The sequence below is a fragment of the Methylomonas sp. PHL2-19 genome (assembly GCF_059331595.1).
Window position 1 is genome coordinate 1 of sequence record NZ_CP196839.1, and the last position, 20,911, is coordinate 20,911.

A 20,911-nucleotide genomic window follows, 5' to 3' on the forward strand; every position below is an offset into this window, starting at 1 on the left:
GCTGTTGCCGTTTCACATCGGTAACCATATAAATGCACAAGCCAGGGCGATAGCACCTTCAAAATTGCGTTTTAGTTTGTCATATCGGGTGGCAATAGCTCTAAAATGTTTCAGTCGCGCAAATACGTTTTCAACGAGGTGGCGATATTTATAGAGACACCAGTCCATTTCCTCATTCCCGACTATTGAATTTTGTTTTCTTGGGATGATGGGGACTGTGCCTTGGTCTCGAATTTGAATCCGTAACGGCTCGCTGTCATACCCTTTGTCTGCAATCATGTAGCCCGCCTGGGGGAGCTTGGCCACAAATTCCGGCGCTTCTTTGCAGTCATGTACTTCGCCCCCCGTAATCGAGAACTGGATGGGAAGTCCACCGGCATCAACCGCCATATGGATTTTGGTCGTGTTGCCTGCGACCGATTTCCCGATGGCTGTTGGATTTTCATGGGCGCCGCCGCTACTGTGTTGATGGGCATTTAATAATGCTGCCATCAATAAATAGCCATTCCAAATCAGGCTCAATCACTAGCGCCTGAAAGATACCCCTCAGCTTTTCTTGCAGTGACCAGGCATTGAAGCGCTTGTACACGGCATTCCACTTGCCAAAAGCGACGGGCAAGTCTCGCCAAGGGCAGCCAACACGCAAACGATAAAAAATCCCTTCGACCGTTTGCCGAAGACCGGGTTTGTCGTAAATGCTGAAACTCAACATAATCGTTTTTAGCTTTTCCCAGTGGGTATCTGTAAGCAGTTGGCGTGGCATTCGCTAGTTATCGTTTGATTGAAAACTCAATCAATATGGCTCGCCAATCGATTTTCAAAGGGATTATGACAAAATGGCAACAGCCCCTATTGAATTTTGTTTTCTTGGGATGATGGGGACTGTGCCTTGGTCTCGAATTTGAATCCGTAACGGCTCGCTGTCATACCCTTTGTCTGCAATCATGTAGCCCGCCTGGGGGAGCTTGGCCACAAATTCCGGCGCTTCTTTGCAGTCATGTACTTCGCCCCCCGTAATCGAAAACTGGATGGGAAGTCCACCGGCATCAACCGCCATATGGATTTTGGTCGTGTTGCCTGCGACCGATTTCCCGATGGCTGTTGGATTTTCATGGGCGCCGCCGCTACTGTGTTGATGGGCTTTAATAATGCTGCCATCAATAAATAGCCATTCCAAATCAGGCTCAATCACTAGCGCTTGAAAGATACCCCTCAGCTTTTCTTGCAGTGACCAGGCATTGAAGCGCTTGTACGCGGCATTCCACTTGCCAAAAGCGACGGGCAAGTCTCGCCAAGGGCAGCCAACACGCAAGCGATAAAAAATCCCTTCGACCGTTTGCCGAAGACCGGGTTTGTCGTAAATGCTGAAACTCAACATAATCGTTTTTAGCTTTTCCCAGTGGGTATCTGTAAGCAGTTGGCGTGGCATTCGCTAGTTATCGTTTGATTGAAAACTCAATCAATATGGCTCGCCAATCGATTTTCAAAGGGATTATGACAAAATGGCAACAGCCCCTAGTTGGTACAAAAAATCCCAAAAAAGCTTTTAAACTCCCAATAATATGTCCAGCACCGGCAAAGTATTAAGCAACAATACACTCCAACCCATCCACTTTTTGGAAACCACGCGGCAATGCTGTGCCACGATTCGCACGATTGCCAGTGTATTGGGCAATATCCATGGCTTTCAGGGTGACATGCCGCTTGCCTGAGACGATTTTCAATTCGCTGCTCGCCGACAACGCCGTTACCGCGACCACAGCATCCTTACCGGAAACCAAGTCTCCGCCAGGAATCTGAATTAGTTTATTACCCTTGCCTTTCGCCAACTCGGGCAGATCCAACGCTGGAAATATCAACAATCTACCCTGCAAGGTCGCAACCGCCAGCAAGTCGTGACCAGTTGGAATCGGCGCCGGCGTTAAAACTTTGGCGCCAGTTGGCAAGCTCAACAACGCCTTCCCAGCTTTATTTTTACTTTGCAGCTCTTTTAGCTGCACTCGAAAACCGTAACCGGCATTACTGGCAATCAATAGCCAATCGTCGGCTTGCCCAGTAAATACATCGGTAAACAAACTACCTGGCGGCGGATTAAGCCGACCGGTCAGCGGCTCACCCTGACTTCGCGCAGAGGGCAAATCATGAGTCGTAATGGTATAGACTCGGCCCGTGGAGTCCAATACATACGCCGATTGCGTGGTCCGGCCTTTCGCTGACGATAAATACGCATCGCCGGCGCGATAGCTCAAACTTTCGACTTCTATGTCATAGCCTTTGGCCGCCCTGATCCAGCCTTTTTGCGACAAGATAATCGTCACCGGTTCATTCGCGATAAGCTCAGTGGTATCCAGGGCCTGAGCCGCATCCCGCGCAACGATGGGTGAACGCCGATCATCGCCGTATTTTTCCGCATCGCGTTCGATTTCCTTGCGGATCAGTCGATTCAACAAGCGTTCAGAGCCCAAGGTTTTTTCCAAAGCCTGGCGTTCCTGCTCCAATTCGTCCTGTTCGCCCCGAATCTTCATTTCCTCGAGCTTGGCCAAGTGCCGCAATTTCAGCTCAAGGATTGCTTCCGCCTGCAAATCGCTCAGACCAAACCGCTCCATCAAAACCGGTTTGGGGTGATCTTCTTTACGGATGATGGCGATCACTTCGTCGATATTCAGATAAGCGATCAGCAAACCTTCCAGAATATGCAAACGTGCCAGCACTTTATCCAAGCGATATTGCAGACGCCGGCGCACAGTTTCGGTTCTGAAGCTGATCCATTCAGACAAAATCATCCTTAGATTTTTGACCTGCGGCTTCCCGTTCAAGCCGATCATATTCATATTGACCCGATAATTCTTTTCCAGGTCAGTCGTGGCGAATAAATGCGACATTACCGCATCGACATCGATGCGCTTGGTTTTGGGAATCACTAATAGGCGCGTGGGATTTTCGTGGTCGGATTCGTCGCGTAAATCCTCGATCATTGGCAACTTTTTCGCCAGCATTTGCGCAGCAATCTGTTCCAGCAACTTGGCACCGGAGACCTGATGCGGCAAAGCCGTGATAACGATATTGCCGTCTTCCAGCTCATATTTGGCGCGCATCTTTATCGAGCCGTTACCGGTCGCATACATTTTTTGAATATCGACACTAGCCGTCACAATCTCGGCATCCGTTGGATAATCCGGTCCTTTGATATGCGTCAGCAAATTTTCGAGTGGCGTTTCCGGATCGTCCAGTAATTGCAGACAAGCATTGGCGACTTCGCGCAGATTGTGCGGCGGAATATCGGTTGCCATACCCACTGCGATACCCATCGTGCCGTTCAGCAGCACATTCGGCAAGCGGGCCGGCATGAGACTGGGCTCTTTTAAGGTGCCGTCGAAATTGTCGGTCCAGTCCACCGTGCCCTGCCCCAATTCGCTAAGCAAGGTTTGCGCGTAAGCGGTCAGCCGTGACTCGGTGTACCGCATGGCGGCAAAAGATTTTGGATCATCCGGCGACCCCCAGTTGCCCTGGCCATCAATCAAGGGATAACGGTAAGAAAAGTCCTGAGCCATCAACACCATGGCTTCGTAACAAGCCGAATCGCCATGCGGATGGTATTTACCCAGCACGTCACCGACGGTACGGGCCGATTTTTTGTATTTGGCCAACGCCGTTAGGCCCAACTCGGACATCGCGTACACGATACGGCGCTGTACTGGCTTTAGGCCGTCACCGATGTGCGGTAAAGCCCGATCCAAAATTACATACATGGAATAATCCAGATAAGCTTTTTCGGTGAATTCTTTTAGCGGGAGTTGTTCGAAGTTTTCCTGTACACCCATGGTTTTGCGAGTAATCCTGTGTTGAAAGCCGCCGAACCGCGACGAAGTAGAGGGCGGCTAAAATACCACAGTCGTAGCATGATGGGGTGCTGGACATTGGCCTTCTCTGGGTGGATTCAATGAATCAACCCAAACAAAGCCAAATTCGTTGCGTGCTGATCAAGAATTTTAGCCACTCCAAGCCGGCATCACGTGACACCGACAAACTTGCCAGCTATCCAAATCATATACGCTTTGCCATGCGTAGTTAACCTTTCGGGGAAGAGGTTATGCCCGGGCACGGCACGCTAGGCCAACTAATGACTACCACCATCCGCTGGAACAAGCTCGCCGCTAACGTATCAATAGTAAAGTACAACTCGTTCCGGCGCTTGTTCGCCTAACACCAAGGCGATGCTCCGCAAGCCATGGAGCTTGCAGAACATAATGACAATCATCGACTAGCGCTAACGATGACGCCCTAGGTGACTCCACTCCAATCCGCAACATTCTCCAGCCTGCGTGCCATCCCCGTGCACCGAGGCGTTACGGGCCGCAACTCCGGTGTCGGCAAAGTCGGTAAACAAGCCATCCACACCTAAATCATAGTAATAGGTCATTTCCTGTTGCGGATCAGCAAAGCCGTAACCACTGGCGTCGTTGCGGAACGTCCAGGTGTGCACCAGCAAACCTTTATCGTGGGCCATTTCCACGACACCGGTGCTGCCTTCTAACCGACGGTCGTTGATAGTGATATTGCCGTCGCCGTCACGATCCACACCGTCGGCAACCGTTTTTACCAAATACGGCTTCCAAGGACCAATCGCATCCGCATAGGATTTAACAAAATCCAGACCGTCGCTACTCAGCAAATCGGCAAATGTACGTTGATCGCCTTTTATCACAAAGTCATAAGGCTGTTGGTAAGGTGCAACCAGAGATATTGAGCCGTCCGCATTGACGTCGTCGGCATCGATCAGCTGTACCAATTTGATGTTGGTCTTGCGGCTTAAATATTGCAGATTGCTGACTTCGAAAGACTGGATAAACACCGGTGCGCAAGCACTGTTGCCATATTCCTTATGCAGTTTTTTCAGCAGTTTGTCTTCGAAGAAATGCTTGCCAAACAGCGGCTTACCCTTAGCATTCTGCAGTTCGGCGTGATAAGTCGAATGTTTGATTTCAGGATAGATACCAATGCGGCGGCCGGTCTTTTCGCTTTGCTGCTTGGCCAGCGCAATCACTTCATTCAAAGTCGGGATTTCAAACTCACCGTCATATGAATTATCCCGGCCACGGGTTTGAATAGCGCGCAGCGTTTTGATTTCTTTCAAGCTAAAGTCGCTGGCGAACCAATCGGTCACGGCCACGCCATCCACCATGCGAGTGGTTTTGCGATCAGTAAATTCCGGATGATTGGCCACATCGGTGGTGCCGCCTATCATCGGTTCGTGGCGGGCAATCATCTGGCCGTCCTTGGTCAGCACCAGATCCGGTTCGATAAAATCCGCACCCAGTTCAATCGCCAGTGCATAGCCAGCCAGCGTATGTTCGGGACGATAGCCGGACGCGCCGCGATGGCCGATGACCAGCGGGCCGGCACTGGCGTGTTCGTGATGTTCACTGTGCGGCTGCGCCTGAGCACTGTTTTGGATACCGATAGCAGCCAGCATGGCTATAGTCAATAACGTGGGTTTCAACATGAATAGAGTCCTTATTTTGCTTGAAGTTAAATGGCTTAACCAGAGAAATGGCCGGGCGGCAATTACCGTCCCGGCAACTTGGCTTTAGTCGTGATCGCGGTCGTTATGATCGTGCTCGCGTTCACGCTCGGCTTCCGCCGCTAGGGTTTTACTGAACACCACGGCGCCGTCGATGTCCTTAAAATCCACCGTCATGGCGCGGCTTTTCTTGTCGATATTCACTTCGCCAAAAAATTGCAAGCCGGCGTAAGGCGACAGATTGGCTTGACCGGCTGGCGGCGCTTTCGAGAAAACCACTTGCGGACCGAAGGTGCCATCAGTGCTGTTGGGCCCGAAGGAGCCGGCATTTAACGGACCGGCGACGAACTCCCAGAACGGCGCGAAGTCTTTGGATGCCGCTTTGGCGGGATCGTAATAATGCGCGGCGGCATAATGGACATCGGCAGTCAGCCAAACCAGATTGTTGATTTGCTCATGCTTGATAAAACTCAACAGACGAGCCATTTCCAGTTCCCGCCCGGCAGCCGGCCCATCGTTGCCGTTTGCTACAGCTTCCCAACGCGCTTGACCTTGGACCGTGTTACCGTCGCCGATATTCAAACCAATCGGCATGTCGGCGGAGATGACTTTCCAGGTGGCTTTAGAGTGCTTCAACTCGTCCTGCAGCCAAGCCATTTGCTCGGCACCGAGGAAAGCGGTTTCGGCATTTTCTTGAGTTTGCAGATTGGCGGTGTTAGGGCCGCGATAGCTGCGCATATCCAGTACGAACACGTCCAATAGTTTGCCGTAGGAAATTTTGCGATAAATCCGCTCGGATTCTTCGGCGTCGTGCGGACGCAACGGCGCATACTCCAAGAAGGCTTTAGTGGCGTGGGCAATCAACGTCGGTACATTTTTTTCGGTGTAGCGCGGATCGGCGCTCAGGTCTTTGGAATCTGACCAGTTATTCACCACTTCATGATCGTCCCACTGCCAGATTTGCGGCACTTCGGCGTTGAAGCGGCGGACGTTTTCGTCTAACAGATTGTATTTGTAGCGGCCACGGAACTCGTCCAAGGTTTCAGCGACTTTGCTTACTTCCGGCGTGACCACATTAGTCCAAATCTGGCCGTTCTCGGCCAGTTTGCTCTCCGGAATAGGCCCGTCCGAATACACGTTGTCGCCGCTTTGAATGAAAAACTGCGGCTGGACTTGGCGCATCGCTTCGTAAATCTTCATACCGCCAAAGCTCTCGTTGATACCCCAGCCTTGACCAGCGGTGTCGCCGCCCCAAACAAAACGAATATCGTCGCGCTTACCGATAGTATGGAAATGGCCAACCTCCGCTGCGCTTTTGCCGCGAGCGTTGGTTAAATCTTCAAACCAGACTTTCACATACACGTCTTTGCCATCCGCTAATCCAGTCAAGTCCTGGCGGGCGGTAAAGTCGGTTTCTGCCAATGCATACGGGCCACGGACACTAATCGCGTCCTTGAACTGCGGGTTATAAGCATATTGCAGCATCATCCGCGCCGGCCGATCCGCGCGGCTCCACACGATAGCGCGTCCAGGCGCTAAATCGCCGATCTGAATGCCTTGCTCCATTTGCGGTACATCAACGGTTTCCGCAAATACCGGCGCGTTCAGCGCTGACAAGCCGGCTAATGCCAATGCCAGTTTGGCGGGTTTTAAGAATGGCGGCCTGGGTTTTAGTAATTGCATTGCGACTGCTCCTAAGCGTTATGAAGAGGCCGGGATTATAGGCAGCGGCAAATGACAATCTGATTAAGGCGCTAAGAGAAAGAACCGGAAAGGTTTATCGACGATTCCGGTATCCCATATCAGCGAGTTAGTGCGCTGGATGCTCGATTACCGCGGGGTACCGTATCGGGAAGAAGTCAGTGTGCCGATGCCAAGACTATGCCGGTGCTGATCACCAGCGAAGCAACCTTATATACCATGCACGAATCGCTGCAATCCATCGACGCCCGTTTGCCTGCCGAACTGCAGCTGTATCCGCGCGACGAGAAAGGCATGGCGGAAACCGAACGATTGCTGGCCTTGCTGGCGGACAAATTAGGCTTCGCAACAGGAGCCAGCCCCCTTCGCTAAGCTGCGGCAACCATGTATACCAAAACGTTGCAAACATTCCCTTCATCGCTAACTTTGCGTGCAGCGCACCTAAAGTCTCGGCGCAATTAGCCATTTAATCTTTTCAGTTTGCTTCATGGCAAACTCCTTCTGCTTCTTCTATGCTTAAAATCAATTATTAACGGCCGGGAGGAGTTGATGAGCATCAAGAATTGGCCCACAGACGAGCGACCCCGTGAAAAACTCTTGCAGCGTGGCGCTACCGCGCTGACGGACGCCGAGCTACTGGCGATTTTTCTGCGCACCGGCACGCCCGGCAAGTCGGCGGTGGATATGGCCCGGGATTTGTTGAGCGAATACGGCTCCTTGCAGGCGCTGCTTGGTGCCGATCAACAACGCTTTTGCCGGAGCAACGGTTTAGGCGATGCAAAGTACGCCCAATTACAAGCCGTACTGGAAATGGCCCGCCGCCATTTCGCCGAGATATTGCAACGCGGCAGCGCCTTGACCAGCCCGGACATCACTCGCGCTTATCTCAGCGCCCAATTGCGTAGCTACAGTTTCGAAGTGTTCGCCTGCCTGTTTCTGGACAACCAGCATCGGGTGATTCAATGGGAAGAGCTGTTTCGCGGCACCATCGACGGTGCCAGCGTCTATCCGCGCGAAGTGGCAAAAAGGGCCTTATTTCATCATGCGGCGGCGGTCATATTTGCTCACAATCATCCGTCCGGCATCAACGAACCCAGCCAAGCCGACCGGCAAATTACCGACAAACTCAAACAGGCCTTGGGCCTGTTCGACATCCGCGTACTGGATCATTTCATCGTCGGCGACGGCCAACCCTTTTCGTTTGCCGAACATGGCTTGCTTTAGCGCTTGACCGCCGCTACTGGCTATCTTGACCGATAGTTGGCTTATATTGGCTTAACACCCGCTCCGCCAAGCGTGAAAACGGCATGCTCTGGATCCACACCGAACCGGTGCCTGTCAGCGTCGCCAGAAACAAGCCCTCACCGCCGAACAGCATGCTTTTCAAGCCGCCACTCATGCCAATGTTGTAATCGATGTCGCCGCTGAACGCCACCAGACAGCCGGTATCCAGACGCAAGGTTTCGTTACGCAATTCCTTACGGATCACCGTGCCGCCGGCGTGGATAAAGGCCATGCCGTCACCGCGCAGACGTTGCAGAATAAAACCTTCGCCACCGAAAAAGCCGCTACCCAAGCGTTTGTTGAAAGCGATATCCACTTGGGTGCCGTAAGCCGCCGCTAAAAACGCCGATTTCTGGCAAATCACTTCTTCACCCAATTCAGCCATATTCAATGCCGCGATTGAGCCCGGAAACGGCGCGGCAAAGGCCACCCGGCGTTTTTGCGCACCGTGATTGGTGAAATGGGTCAAAAATACCGACTCGCCGGTTAGCATGCGTTTGCCGATACCAAACAGCTTATCCATCACCCCACCGGAACCGTCGCCCATCTTGGCTTCGAAGTCTATATCCTGCTCCAGATACGTCATCGCCCCCGCTTCGGCGATCACGGTTTCTTTGGGGTCGAGCTCGACTTCGACCATTTGAATGTCATGACCGATAATCTGATAATCGACTTGATGGCAACGCATAGGTATATCCTCTTATTGAGTTGAAAAATTAAACGCTTGCTAAGCAGACTCAACCGGGCTGAAAAAATTCATAGCTGCCTCGGCCCTGCTGTTTGGCAAGATACATGGCCTGATCGGCGTGACTGAGTAAGCAATCCGGCGTCCCCACATCCAGGGGACATAAGGTAATACCGCTACTGACGCCAATTTTCGCGGTTTGCCCGCCGATATAGTAGGGCTGGGAAATCGCCTGATGAACACGCAGCAAAGCCTGCTCACACTGCGGCTTGGATTCCAGACCGCCCATCAATAAGGCAAATTCGTCACCGCCTAATCGGCACACCGTGTCGTCCTCGCGCAAATTGGCTTTTATCCGCTTAGCCACCTCGATCAGCAATGTATCGCCAGCCTCGTGGCCGAACTGGTCGTTGACCTGTTTGAACCCGTCCAGATCCATATACACAACGCCCAATAAGGTACTGTCGCGTTTACAGCGCGCCAAGGCCTGACAAAATCTATCGTTGAACAAGATGCGGTTAGGCAATTGCGTCAACGGATCGTGATGGGCCAAGCGCTCCAGCTCCTGCTGCTGAAGTTTGGCTTGGGTGATGTCCGAAAACAAACCGACATAATTCAGAATTTCGCCGGTGCGGTTGCGCATGGCCGAGATCGTCAGCAATTCGACATATAACTCGCCGCTTTTCTTGCGATTCCATATCTCGCCTTGCCAGCAACCCTCGGTTTGCAGGGTTTGCCACAAGTCTTTATAGAATTGCGCATCGTGTTTTCCCGACTGCAAAATACTATGATTGCGGCCGATCACTTCCTCGCGGGCATAGCCGGTTATCGCGCAAAAAGTCGGGTTGGCATCGATAATATTGCCGGCCGCATCGGTGATGGTGATGCCTTCATGCGCATCGCTAAACACCCGGGCCGCCAATTGCAATTTATCTTCGGCGCGCTTGCGCTCAGTAATATTGGTCAAAATGCAATGAATAACGGCAGGTCGGGCCTTATCGCCCTGCAAGCGGCCGTCCAGAATCACGGTCAACATATGACCCAATTTTGTCAGCAGCGACAATTCGCATTCCAGCAAACCGTAGTGATTCAGCAGGTGCAGTTTTAGCCGAAAATCCTGTCCGGTTTCCGGCGAAATGAACTCAAACAGTTTGCGGCCTATCAGTTCATCAATGTCGTAGTCCAGCAGCGCACACAATTGCGGATTGACATCCAACAAATTACCTTGTCTATCCATTGCCAGATAGGCCACCGGCGAGTTTTCGAACAAGCTGCGGAACCGGCTTTCGCTTTGCCGTAACGACTCGGTCAATTGCAGCGCAATCTCCGCGTTTCGGCGTGCATTGATATAGGCCCAGGTAATAAAAAACAGCAAAAAGCTGATCAGCACCAACGCCAATACTTCAACCCAGGGCGGCTCGAATCTGGCGGTCTTGCTGAAGGCTGGCATGGCACTGTAACGCAAGGTCCAAAAATGCCCGCCCAAATCCAGGCGCTGTATGCGAGTCATGGCACCGGCATCGGTTTTAAACGCTGCCGGCACCAAGCTGGCCTGACTATCGAAAAGCAGGCCCTCGGCACTGAGATCGTCCTGATCGAAAATTTCCAGGCGCAAGGCCAATAAATCCTGTCCCAGGATAGCTTTCAGCAAGTCATTCATGCGATAAGGAATGTATACCCAGCCCAGCAGCGCAGAACGGCGCTGCTCTAAGGTTTGTGGGATGCTGCCGTTGCGATACACCGGAAAATACGCCAACATCCCGGCTTGTAAATCGGCCTTGGTTTCCTGGATTAGAACCAACTTACCGGTATAGGCCAACTCGCCGTTGTCCCGCGCGCGCTCCATCGCTTTGCGCCGAATCGGTTCAGAGTACATATCGTAGCCAAAGGCGCGGAGATTGCGGCCGCCGAACGGCTCCAAGTAGATAATGCTGGAATATTCGCTGCGCGGTTCTAACGGATTAACTACATAGTCAGGAAAGCCCTGGCGGCGAATATCGGCAATATGCTGTTCAAGCTGTCCGGCGGGAATCCAGACCGTATAGCCCACGCCTTGCACCCCCGGATGGCTGCGATCCAACTCCAGCATTTCAACAAAAGCACGCCAGTCCTCGCGGGTAACCTCATAGCTTGCGGCAAACAAGCCGGCGGCGCTACGTAGTGTTTGGCCATGTAAAGCCATACGTTTGCTGATGTCGCTGGTAAGGCGTTGGGTTTCAAAATCGAAATATTCCTGTAAACGCTGCTGATAACGCCAATTCAGATCTTGCCAAGCCACAAACAAGGCAGACAGCGAAATCAGCAAAATCAGGAGAGCCGGATAGTAATGCCGGTAGCGCGCCAATAACTTTTGTGGAGCAGGGCTAGTAGTCATGCTTTCCCCTGTTGATATCGGAATATTCCGTTTCAGACCGTCGGCCAAGCTTGCGCCACAATCTAGGCTTAAAAGTATAGCGTGGTCGTTGCGATTAGTATCCGGCGAAATTTCCGGATCAAACCTTCGGTAATCACTGCTTGAAGATAATCCCTTGAGCGCTTCGGCATAGCTCAATCATGGGCTGGCTTTTCTCTAACTTGCCAGCGGTTTGGGCAGAGTATTAGAGGCCGAGGGGTGACGACTGGGAGAAGACAATTGTTTACACGGGCCCGGTGAGAACCCTGTTTAGGCAGTTGAGCTCCCGCAGAAGCAGGAGTGCCTATATTTTAAGAACCCGTTTAATGCGCCAGTAAATTGACCAAAATCTGTTGGTAAATTCGGCTTAAAACTTCCAGCTCGTCCAGGCCAATGTGCTCGTTGACTTTATGAATACTGGCATTCAAAGGCCCCAACTCAATTACTTGTGCGCCAGTCGGGGCGATGAAACGGCCGTCGGAGGTGCCGCCGCCGGTATCGTCCAAAGTTTGAAAGCCACAGACGCTTTCAATCGCGGCATGCGTGGCGTCGATTAATTCGCCTTGCGAGGTCAGGAATGGGTTGCCGGACAAGCGCCATTGCAGATCGTATTTAAAGCCGTGTTTGTCCAAAATTGCCTGGGTACGGGCCTTGATGGTCGCTTCGTCCAGCTCCGTGCAAAACCGCAGATTGAACTGCACTTCCACCTGGCCGGGAATGATGTTTTCCGCGCCGGTACCGCCGTTGATGTTGGAAACTTGCAAACGGGTAGGCGGGAAAAATTGGTTACCGTGGTCCCACACTTCCTCGGTCAACTCTTTCAGCGCCGGCGCGAACGTGTGAATCGGATTTTCCGCCAGTTCCGGATACGCCACATGGCCTTGGATACCCAATACAGTCAGCTTGGCGCATAAGGAGCCGCGCCGACCGACCCGAATCACATCACCGATTTTTTTATCGCTGGACGGTTCGCCGACCAGACACCAATCGATTTTTTCGCCGCGTTGCTCCAGCACTTCGACCACTTTGACGACACCGTTGGTGGCTACGCCCTCCTCGTCGCTAGTCATCATGATGGCGATTGAGCCTTTATGTTCTGGATATTCCGCCACAAAACGCTCGACGGCCGTGACAAACGCGGCAATGCCGCCTTTCATATCCGCCGCACCACGGCCGTAAAGCTTGCCATCGCGGATGGTTGGTTCGAACGGCGGGGAATCCCACGCCGCCAAAGGCCCGGTCGGCACCACGTCGGTATGCCCTAAGAACACAAACAGCGGCGCCTGTTGCCCTTTTCGCAACCAGAGGTTTTGGGTATCGGCAAAATTCAGGCGTTCGTCAGTAAAGCCAAGCTTGGTCAAGCGCTGCGCCAGCAAATCCTGGCAACCGGCGTCGTGGGGGGTCACTGATTCGCGACGAATCAACGCTTCTAGCAAAGAAAGGGTTTCGCTCATTATTCGGTAGGGTACTGATCGGGATTGAAGCCGACGATCAGTTGCTCTCCATCATCCAGAATCGGGCGCTTGATCAGGGTCGGCACAGCCAGCATGAGTTGCACGGCTTTGTCGGGAGTTAAATCGGTTTTTTGGGCGTCGTCCAATTGGCGCCAGCTGGTACTGCGCTGGTTAAGCACGGCATCCACGCCCAGCGTATCGACAAAGCGCTGCAGCAAAGCCGCATCCAGGCCATCGATTCGATAGTCGTGGAAGCGGTAGGCAATCTGCCGCGCTTCCAGCCAAGTGCGCGCCTTTTTAACGCTATCGCAGTTCTTGATGCCGTACATTACCAACATGGATTATTAGCCTTCTTCGCCGGCCAACAATTCTTCCAGGCTAGGCAAGGTTTTATCGGCGTGGGCACGCGCTTTGTAAACGTCCACAAACTCCATGAAAGCCTGCTCCAAATCGTCCAGCACTTCTTCCTCATCGGCTACCTCGTCTTCCGGAATTTCATCGGATTCCAGGTAGTCTTTTTGAATAGCGATCTCGCCGTTCAGAGATAACAGGGCGAGGATTAGGGCATTATTGGAAATATTTTCTGGCATGATGTGCTCGCAGGTTAGGATTGAAGAGAAAAACGGGGCCGGCAACTGGCGGCAATTAAATCAACTGCGCGTAGGCAGCGTATCGAAAGGGTTCGCATTCATGCTGTGTTGCCTCCTTGGAACTTATGCCCGCATTGTAACGCATAGCCGCTCATCCTTGCCATGCGTTAAAACTCCCTCGCGCGCCGTCTACTTTCCCTGACCGGCTATTTTCCGCCGGGCATACTCCCGTTTCGATTCTCAGGACAAGCTTACCAGCTACATTTGCAATTACATCGGTTGGTTCGGAAAATTCCTACCTAGGGCTGCATAGCCGCACAAACCCGAGCGGCAGACCGCGTCCGGTCGATCTATCCGCTTAAAGCCGTTTTAACTGTATCCGCGATCGAAACACCGGTAGCCAACTTCTGCTTGAAAAATGCAGGCAAGGGACGTTTTGCGGCGTGATAGTCACTTGCCAATCCTCATCTCGAAAAAACCTAAGCTTGAGGTTGGCATCGTCCAACACCCACACCTCGTCCAGCCAGAAAGAGCCGTAGGGCACGCCAAACGAACGCACCGCCAGCACGTTGAACTGGCTATCCAGCAAGATTATCTCTGTGGCTTCTTCAAAGGGGCAATCCCAATCGCAAATTAACAGGTATTCATGCGCGGGAGTTTGAAATTGATGCAAAAGCCGATAGCCGGGCACATAAGACGAGCTCGGCAAACCATTTATCAGCAATTGGGTCTGCAATGGCCAATCTTGATATTCGCCGGCGTGACTTTTCAAGGAAAAAATATCGGTTGTTTGCATCGTCTCGACCTGGATAAAACAAGGTTACCGCTTAATTTTATTACAGTCGAAAATTCGACAATCCTGAGTCTATCAGCAGCGCCCGGTTACAGAAACATCATCAAGCCAACCTGAAATCCCCATATTCCCTGCCCCGTTGTTTACAATAGCCCTCAAGGCACTTATTTTTGAGACCCATGACCGCAGACTGGCAACTTATGCCACATCGCGCGCCCTAAAAACTCACTCAATTATCGCCATACCCAATACCGTAAAACCATTCCAGCACAGGATACATTTTCCCTCATGAAATTCACCGACACAGGCACCCTAGTCAATTGGCAGTTAGACGACATTCATATTATCCAACCTTTACACGATAAAGCCGACGGCGGTTCGCGCGGCGGTGTGTATCTGTGCATACCTAATTTTGAGGAATTGTCGCCGCCTTTCGCGCTTAAACACGGCGAATACCGCATAACCCCTTGTGACAGCGATCTGCCGCACCAAAAAAACCTCACGGCGCCTGACGAAACTAACTGGGGCAGCGTCGAGGTAATTACCGATTGGCAGGAGCAGACGGAAGCAAACAGCAAAACCCTGACAGTCAGCACCCGCATTCGCGCGCTGTCGGAAACCGCCTTGGTACGCCCCGGCTTTCACCCCTATTTTTCGATTTCGCCCAACAGTTTTATCGATATTGCGGACACGCATATTGAGGTCTCGGCTCTCCCGCACGATAGCTTGAGAGTACATCACGCCAACTCGCCAGCGGCACCGATCAAGTTAAGCACAGCAGATTACGCGGTCACAATGGCTTGCGACATCTCGCCATTGTCGGCAGGACTTTCGTTGGCTTTTGGCATTTGGAGCGACAAAAAAGCCGAGTATGTCTGCATCGAGCCGATTATCGGCAAGCAACCAGGCCCGGACGGCCTGCCGACGCCGTTGACCTTACAACAGGATGAGGAGTTGGTAATGGTGTTTACCATCAGGGCGAATAAAATTTAACTTTGCCGACAATCCTTATATTTAAACAAAGCACGGAGCATCGATTCGCGGGTATTTTCGGGATTGCCGAGCGATCCACTGTGGTACCAAAGACTTGGAGCGAGAGCTGCTGGAAACAGGTACATTGGTGCAGCCAAACCCGGCCGAGCGGACTCTGGAGGAAAAAACACCAGATTTTCGTCGATCAAGAATATCGGTTGAAACTCGGTCAACTCGTGCTGCGTCGTTGACGCGTCACGGAGCAGTATAGACTCCGAACCGGGCTTGGGCTGCTCCAAAGGCGTCATGGACAGTATTGAGTAACCGTTTCCCGAATTCAATCTGAACCAGTAGGTGTATTGACTGGCTAACGACGACACAAATATCACAAGCTCTCCGGCCGGATTAACTCGCGTAGGCTTAATGTCAAAACCGGCGGAGAACTTTTCGTCCCCCATCAATTCATAACGGGCACGTTCTATGGGGCAGTTTTCGATGGCTCTGACGCCCGAGCTCAGCAGGCACACAGCATATAAGCTCCAAAACCTCACTTTGTTTGCTTTGGACATCGCACTCCCTCATGGCGTTTTGTTAAGCAGCTTGGAGTATACAGGCCAACCAGAACCACTATGCCGGGACTGGAGTAACAAGGAAAAAATCTTGGCCGGTTAACAACTGTCTCCGTGAAGAATCAAACCAAATGCGCTATTTTCAGCAACACCGCCACAATGACTGTAGTTTGCAAGAACCCGGCGGCGACAATCCAGCGAGTTAAATCGGCTTTGGTTTCCGCTTGATCGCGTCGAGTGTCGGCTCGGAGTAATTCGATTTTGTGGCTTAACTCGGATTCCAACGCTTTGATTTCGGTACGCAATACGACTTCCAAGTCCTTTAAATCGCGTTTGGTGGAGACATCGTCGAGATGAAAATCGTGCCTGGCTTGTTCCAGCGTGTTGTCGACGACTTCCTTTTGCATTTCGGTGATTACTTCGGCTTGCGCCTCGGTAAAACCCGCCGCCTTTAAACGCAGCGCAAATTTTAAGGTATCGAATGGAATTGCGTTCATGCCCTACGCCCTCAAGGAAAAAGCCGTGCCAACATTGTAACGCATGGCGCCAAACCAGCGCCATGCATCAGAAAGCGAGCGATTAATCCCGCAACAACTCATTAATCCCGGTTTTGCTGCGAGTTTTCTCGTCCACCTGCTTAATGATCACCGCGCAATACAAGCTGTGGCTGCCGTCTTTGGAAGGCAGGTTGCCGGAGACGACTACCGATCCGGCCGGGATACGGCCATAAGTCACTTCGCCGGTCATGCGGTTGAAGATCTTGGTGCTTTGGCCGATGTAGACGCCCATCGATACCACGCAATTGTCTTCGACGATCACGCCTTCGACGATCTCGGAACGAGCACCGATAAAGCAGTTGTCGCCGATGATGGTGGGGTTGGCTTGCAACGGTTCCAGTACGCCGCCGATACCGACGCCGCCGGACAGATGCACGTTTTTACCGATTTGCGCGCAAGAACCCACGGTCACCCAGGTGTCGACCATGGTGCCGCTATCGACGTAAGCGCCGATGTTGACGTAAGACGGCATCAGGATCGCGCCCGGCGCAATGTAGGAACCGTAACGGGCTACTGCATTCGGCACCACGCGGACGCCGGCTTGAGCAAAATCGGCTTCGCTGTATTGACCGAATTTGGTCGGCACTTTGTCGTAATAACGCACGTCACCACTTTCGATGACTTTGTTTTCGTTGATGCGGAACGACAGCAACACGGCTTTTTTCAGCCATTGGTTGGTGACCCAATCGCCGTCTTTTTTCTCGGCAACGCGGGCTTCGCCTTTATCAAGCATATTCAAGGCTTCGGCAACCGCGTTACGCACTTCGGTTGAGACGGTGGACGGGCTGATTTCGGCGCGGTTTTCAAAGGCGTCGTTGATGATGGTTTCCAGGTTTGACATGGTTTCACTTCTTGGAATGGTTTTAAAAAAGGGTCTGGGTTTCTTCCCCCTTTGTAAAAGGGGGGATCGAGGGGGATTTATCTAAAAATCTCCCCTAGCCCCTCTTTTTCAAAGAGGGGAAATTCCTACGGCTTGTTTTCATTGAGAAATGCTTTAATCCGTTGCGCGGCTTCTACACACTCTTCAATAGGCGCGACCAAGGCTATCCGCACATGATTGGCGCCGGGATTGATGCCGCCGCTCTCGCGAGAAAGGTAACTACCAGGCAACACCGTAATGTTTTGCTGGGCAAACAGCTTTTGCGCAAATTCGGTATCGGAGATTGGCGTCTTCAGCCAGATGTAAAAGCTGGCTGGTGGCCGGCTGATCTCGCAAACATCCTGCAAAATTTCGATAAACGCGCTGAACTTGTCGCGGTACAACTGGCGGTTAAGCTTGACGTGTTCCTCCTCGTTCCAGGCGGCGATGCTGGCGTGCTGGGTCGGCACCGGCATCGGGCAGCCGTGGTAGGTGCGGTATTTGAAATATTGTTTCAGCACCTCGGCGTCGCCGGCCACAAAACCGGAGCGCAAGCCGGGCGCATTGGAGCGCTTGGACAGGCTTTGAAAAATCACGCAGCGTTTGAAATCGGTAATGCCGGCCTGATAAGCGCTTTGCAGCAAGCCTTGCGGCGGATTGGCCTCGTCGTCGTACAGTTCGGTGTAGCATTCGTCCGAGGCAATCACAAAATCGTATTTTTCGGCCAAAGCCAATAATTTCAGATGCTCGGCTTGAGTCAACACCGTACCGGTGGGGTTGCCCGGCGAGCAAATAAACATCAACTGGCACCGTTGCCAGATGGCCTCCGGCACGCTGTCAAAATCCGGCAAGTAGCCGTCGGCTTCGACGGTATTCAGATAATACGGCTCGGCGCCAGCCAACAAAGCCGCGCCTTCGTAGATCTGATAAAACGGGTTGGGCATGATCACCACCGGCTTGTCGGCCGGATCGACTATGGCCTGCACCAAGGAGAACAAGGCCTCGCGGGTACCGTTGACCGGCAGTACCTGAGTCTCGGCATCCACACCGCCCACAGGAATACCAAAACGGCGACAAGTCCAGTCGGCTATCGCCTGACGCAGTTCCGGCAAGCCTTTGGTAGTGGGGTATTGGGTCAAGCCATGCAAATGCCGTAGCAAAGCTTCCTGAATGAAGTGCGGGGTGGCATGTTTGGGTTCGCCAATCGACAAGGCGATATGCGCTTTATCGGCTGGCGGCGTAATGCCTTGTTTCAGCGTGGCAAGCTTTTCAAACGGGTAAGGATGTAACTGGGATAAATGCGGATTCATTATTTACTGCAACGCGGTTGTCTGCCGTTGTTTCGAGCTTGTTGCTGTATCTGCAAAGCTTGATTCATGTGCTGATTCAAGTTCTCGATGCGGCTACCGTGCGATGGATGGGTGGACATAAATTCGATAGGTTGGCCGCCCTGCGCAGCCTTATCCATTTTCAACCACAAATTCACGCTCTGCCGCGGATCAAATCCCGCTTTGGCCATTAAATCCAAACCGATGGTATCGGCTTCGGTTTCATGCACCCGGCTGAACGGCAGAATGACACCGTATTGGGCACCAACGCCTAATAAGCCCAGCGCAGTTTGCCCCAATGCGGTTTGCGGCTGCGACACGGCTTGCACCATCGATAATCCGGTGCTGACCGCGGTTTCCTGCGACAAACGCTCATTACTGTGGCGCGCCAGGACGTGGCCTACCTCGTGACCTATGACAGCCGCCAGTTGATCTTGATTGTCGACCAGATTGATCAGACCGGTATGTACACCAATTTTGTTGCCAGGCAATGCAAACGCATTCAGGGTTTCATCTTCAAACACCACCACTTCCCATTGCCCGCCGGTTTGTTGGGTAATGGCTTGCGCCACACAGCTAGCAAATTGACTGTAGCGTGGGTTTTGCGTAATAGGGTTTTTGCTTTTCATGTCACTGAAGGATTGCAAACCCATTTGATCGACCTGATTATCGGACATGTAGATAAACTGGGAACGGCCGGTAGGGCTAGTAGCGCAAGCAGTTAGCGCTAAGGAAACAGCCGTGGAAAGCAGGAATTTTTTCAACATGGCGACAACATCCGCAAGCAAAAGAAGCGACATTTTAACGTAACTTGTGAGCCGGAGTTAAAAGCTTTTTGGCCGATCAAGCCTTATTCCGACTCCGGATTGAACCCAGGCTATTTACAGAACAGCTCTTGAAAATACCTGGATCAGACGCTGTCGAAGAAATAAAAATCGCCGGGATTAGGCGTTTTCCAGCATGTGTAAAAGTTGCTGCAAGCAAAACAGCGTTGCCTGCTGGCGTATCGACTGCCGGTCGCCGCTGAATTGTTTCTGCAAACAAGCGCCTTTAGCGCCGCGCATTTGCCAGGCGATAAATACGGTTCCGACCGGCTTTACCGGCGTGCCGCCGTCCGGCCCGGCAATACCGGTGACGGCCAAAGCCAGATCGGCCAGGCTATTGGTCAAAGTGCCCGCCACCATTTCCAAAGCAGTCTCCTCGCTAACCGCCCCCACTCTCGCCAAAGTCTCCGGTTTGACACCCAGCATATCGATCTTGGCATCGTTGCTGTAGGTGACAAAACCCCGATCAAACCATCCGGAACTGCCCGGCACATCGGTAATTGCCTTGGCAATACCGCCTCCGGTGCAGGATTCCGCCAAAGCCAGACGTAGACTCAGGGTGTTTAGTCGATTGCCGAGCGCTTCGGCGAGTAAATAGCTTGGATCGTGCATGGCAGTCCGGTTAGCTGATACGGCATCAAGCCGAAAAGGGATTTTGTTGCAGCGAAAAGGTCATCGCTGCAACAGACGGGCGAATTTACTTAGGCAATTTGGCGATTTCCGAGACTTTTTCGAAATCGGCGCCGACGCTGATGATAAAGCTGGTCACTTGCTCGATGCTCATGTCCGATTTAACCACTTTCGATTCGTGAACAATCACCGCAAACCCTGAAGTAGGATTAGGCGAAGTCGGCACAAACAACACATAACGGTCGTCGGTCTTGTTGGTTACGTAGGCAGGTACCCAAATGCCCTCCTTTGGATATTCGATGTACACCACTTCGCGCGGCTCTTGCAATTGATGGCCGGCAATCATGTTCACCAGTTTCTTGGTCACCCGGTAAATCGTACTTAACAGCGGGATGCGCTCGATCAGGTGTTCGAACATCGCGATGATGGAAAACCGGCCCAGGCTGACCCGACTCCCCACATAGGTAATGGTCGCGAAACTGGCGGCAAACAACAGAAATGTCACCAGATAATTATCGGAATAACCGTAAACGAATTGAAACAAATCGGTAAGTCGGTCTTTCACGAACAACACGATTTGTACAATCACCATAACCGGTATAAACGCCAGAATGCCGATCAGGGTGTGGTTAAGGATTTTCTTCATGATGCGCCTACCTTTATTAATTATAGTTGTTAGGAAACTAGGTTTTAGCAGAGTTACGCCGGTTAAGGAAGTCTCGATGCATGCATTGCCTCCGAAACACCCCTAG

The 20,911-nt window shown here is 52.2% G+C and carries 21 protein-coding genes and 1 pseudogene; 4 read left to right on the forward strand and 18 right to left on the reverse strand.

Translation table 11 applies throughout. The annotated features are described in order from the left end of the window. Positions 1–12: 12 nt before the first annotated feature. From ACR02O_RS00005 to parC, 3 genes and pseudogenes are all read right to left on the reverse strand, one after another. Positions 13–763, reverse strand: a protein-coding gene (locus ACR02O_RS00005; RefSeq protein WP_129871393.1) for an IS5 family transposase whose coding sequence is annotated in 2 segments (ribosomal slippage) — positions 13–474 and positions 476–763 — 750 coding nt in all. Because the reading frame shifts where the segments join, the coding sequence is not laid out codon by codon here. A 90-nt stretch (positions 764–853) separates the two neighbouring features. Beyond that, positions 854–1,429, reverse strand: a pseudogene (locus ACR02O_RS00010) (IS5 family transposase); the annotation flags it as partial. 154 nt (positions 1,430–1,583) lie between these two features. After that, a complete protein-coding gene (gene parC / locus ACR02O_RS00015) occupies positions 1,584–3,821 on the reverse strand; it encodes a DNA topoisomerase IV subunit A (protein WP_458138384.1) in 2,238 nt (745 codons plus the stop codon). Between the two features lie 119 nt (positions 3,822–3,940). Between parC and ACR02O_RS00020 the strand changes: the two genes are divergently transcribed. Next, positions 3,941–4,072: a hypothetical protein gene (locus tag ACR02O_RS00020; RefSeq protein ID WP_494522523.1), complete on the forward strand. Its 132-nt coding sequence runs from the start codon at positions 3,941–3,943 to the stop codon at positions 4,070–4,072. 195 nt (positions 4,073–4,267) lie between these two features. Here ACR02O_RS00020 and ACR02O_RS00025 read toward each other — a convergent pair whose 3' ends face one another. Then, a complete protein-coding gene (locus ACR02O_RS00025) occupies positions 4,268–5,503 on the reverse strand; it encodes a glycerophosphodiester phosphodiesterase (protein WP_494522524.1) in 1,236 nt (411 codons plus the stop codon). A gap of 84 nt (positions 5,504–5,587) precedes the next feature. Further along, entirely contained in the window at positions 5,588–7,204 is a 1,617-nt protein-coding gene (locus ACR02O_RS00030) for an alkaline phosphatase D family protein (RefSeq protein WP_494522525.1), read from the reverse strand. A 198-nt stretch (positions 7,205–7,402) separates the two neighbouring features. On the opposite strand from ACR02O_RS00030, the gene ACR02O_RS00035 reads away from it, so the two are divergent. Together ACR02O_RS00035 and radC are read left to right on the forward strand one after the other, a co-directional pair. Then, positions 7,403–7,594 carry a hypothetical protein gene (locus ACR02O_RS00035; protein WP_494522526.1) on the forward strand — a complete coding sequence of 64 codons (192 nt, stop codon included), beginning with the start codon at positions 7,403–7,405 and terminating at the stop codon, positions 7,592–7,594. A gap of 177 nt (positions 7,595–7,771) precedes the next feature. Then, positions 7,772–8,446 (forward strand): RadC family protein, encoded by a 675-nt coding sequence (gene radC / locus ACR02O_RS00040; RefSeq protein ID WP_033155889.1) that lies wholly within the window; start codon positions 7,772–7,774, stop codon positions 8,444–8,446. Positions 8,447–8,459: 13 nt separating this feature from the next. On the opposite strand, the gene ACR02O_RS00045 is transcribed toward radC, so the two are convergent. The 6 genes from ACR02O_RS00045 to ACR02O_RS00070 form a co-directional block, all read right to left on the reverse strand. Beyond that, complete coding sequence (locus ACR02O_RS00045) at positions 8,460–9,194, reverse strand: TIGR00266 family protein (RefSeq protein ID WP_033155888.1); 735 nt, start codon at positions 9,192–9,194, stop codon at positions 8,460–8,462. A 49-nt stretch (positions 9,195–9,243) separates the two neighbouring features. Beyond that, on the reverse strand, positions 9,244–11,565 hold the full coding sequence (locus ACR02O_RS00050) for a sensor domain-containing diguanylate cyclase (protein WP_458138389.1): 2,322 nt from the start codon (positions 11,563–11,565) through the stop codon (positions 9,244–9,246). 341 nt (positions 11,566–11,906) lie between these two features. Further along, positions 11,907–13,037, reverse strand: coding sequence for a succinyl-diaminopimelate desuccinylase (gene dapE, locus ACR02O_RS00055; RefSeq protein ID WP_458138390.1), 1,131 nt, complete (start codon positions 13,035–13,037; stop codon positions 11,907–11,909). Continuing rightward, complete coding sequence (locus ACR02O_RS00060) at positions 13,037–13,375, reverse strand: ArsC family reductase (RefSeq protein WP_458138391.1); 339 nt, start codon at positions 13,373–13,375, stop codon at positions 13,037–13,039. The genes dapE and ACR02O_RS00060 overlap by 1 nt, the downstream gene beginning before the upstream one ends. 6 nt (positions 13,376–13,381) lie before the next feature. Next, positions 13,382–13,627 (reverse strand): hypothetical protein, encoded by a 246-nt coding sequence (locus ACR02O_RS00065; protein WP_033155885.1) that lies wholly within the window; start codon positions 13,625–13,627, stop codon positions 13,382–13,384. Between the two features lie 358 nt (positions 13,628–13,985). Next, entirely contained in the window at positions 13,986–14,423 is a 438-nt protein-coding gene (locus tag ACR02O_RS00070) for a hypothetical protein (protein ID WP_458138392.1), read from the reverse strand. A gap of 285 nt (positions 14,424–14,708) precedes the next feature. On the opposite strand from ACR02O_RS00070, the gene ACR02O_RS00075 reads away from it, so the two are divergent. Further along, positions 14,709–15,413 (forward strand): aldose epimerase family protein, encoded by a 705-nt coding sequence (locus ACR02O_RS00075; protein ID WP_458138393.1) that lies wholly within the window; start codon positions 14,709–14,711, stop codon positions 15,411–15,413. Here the strand turns inward: ACR02O_RS00075 and ACR02O_RS00080 are convergent. From ACR02O_RS00080 to ACR02O_RS00110, 7 genes are all read right to left on the reverse strand, one after another. Next, complete coding sequence (locus tag ACR02O_RS00080) at positions 15,410–15,961, reverse strand: hypothetical protein (protein WP_458138394.1); 552 nt, start codon at positions 15,959–15,961, stop codon at positions 15,410–15,412. The two genes, ACR02O_RS00075 and ACR02O_RS00080, sit on opposite strands and share 4 nt — an antisense overlap. A 122-nt stretch (positions 15,962–16,083) precedes the next feature. After that, positions 16,084–16,458 (reverse strand): CCDC90 family protein, encoded by a 375-nt coding sequence (locus ACR02O_RS00085; RefSeq protein WP_171696648.1) that lies wholly within the window; start codon positions 16,456–16,458, stop codon positions 16,084–16,086. 82 nt (positions 16,459–16,540) lie between these two features. After that, the gene (gene dapD / locus ACR02O_RS00090; protein WP_205453028.1) at positions 16,541–17,359 is read right to left on the reverse strand and encodes a 2,3,4,5-tetrahydropyridine-2,6-dicarboxylate N-succinyltransferase; all 819 of its coding nucleotides are present in this window, start codon (positions 17,357–17,359) and stop codon (positions 16,541–16,543) included. Between the two features lie 125 nt (positions 17,360–17,484). Beyond that, positions 17,485–18,687, reverse strand: a complete 1,203-nt coding sequence (gene dapC, locus ACR02O_RS00095; RefSeq protein WP_494522527.1) for a succinyldiaminopimelate transaminase — start codon at positions 18,685–18,687, stop codon at positions 17,485–17,487. Continuing rightward, positions 18,687–19,472, reverse strand: coding sequence for a M48 family metallopeptidase (locus tag ACR02O_RS00100; RefSeq protein ID WP_494522528.1), 786 nt, complete (start codon positions 19,470–19,472; stop codon positions 18,687–18,689). The genes dapC and ACR02O_RS00100 overlap by 1 nt, the downstream gene beginning before the upstream one ends. A gap of 177 nt (positions 19,473–19,649) precedes the next feature. Further along, on the reverse strand, positions 19,650–20,141 hold the full coding sequence (locus tag ACR02O_RS00105; RefSeq protein ID WP_033155880.1) for a CinA family protein: 492 nt from the start codon (positions 20,139–20,141) through the stop codon (positions 19,650–19,652). 85 nt (positions 20,142–20,226) lie between these two features. Next, complete coding sequence (locus tag ACR02O_RS00110; protein ID WP_033155879.1) at positions 20,227–20,805, reverse strand: DUF502 domain-containing protein; 579 nt, start codon at positions 20,803–20,805, stop codon at positions 20,227–20,229. Positions 20,806–20,911 lie beyond the last annotated feature (106 nt).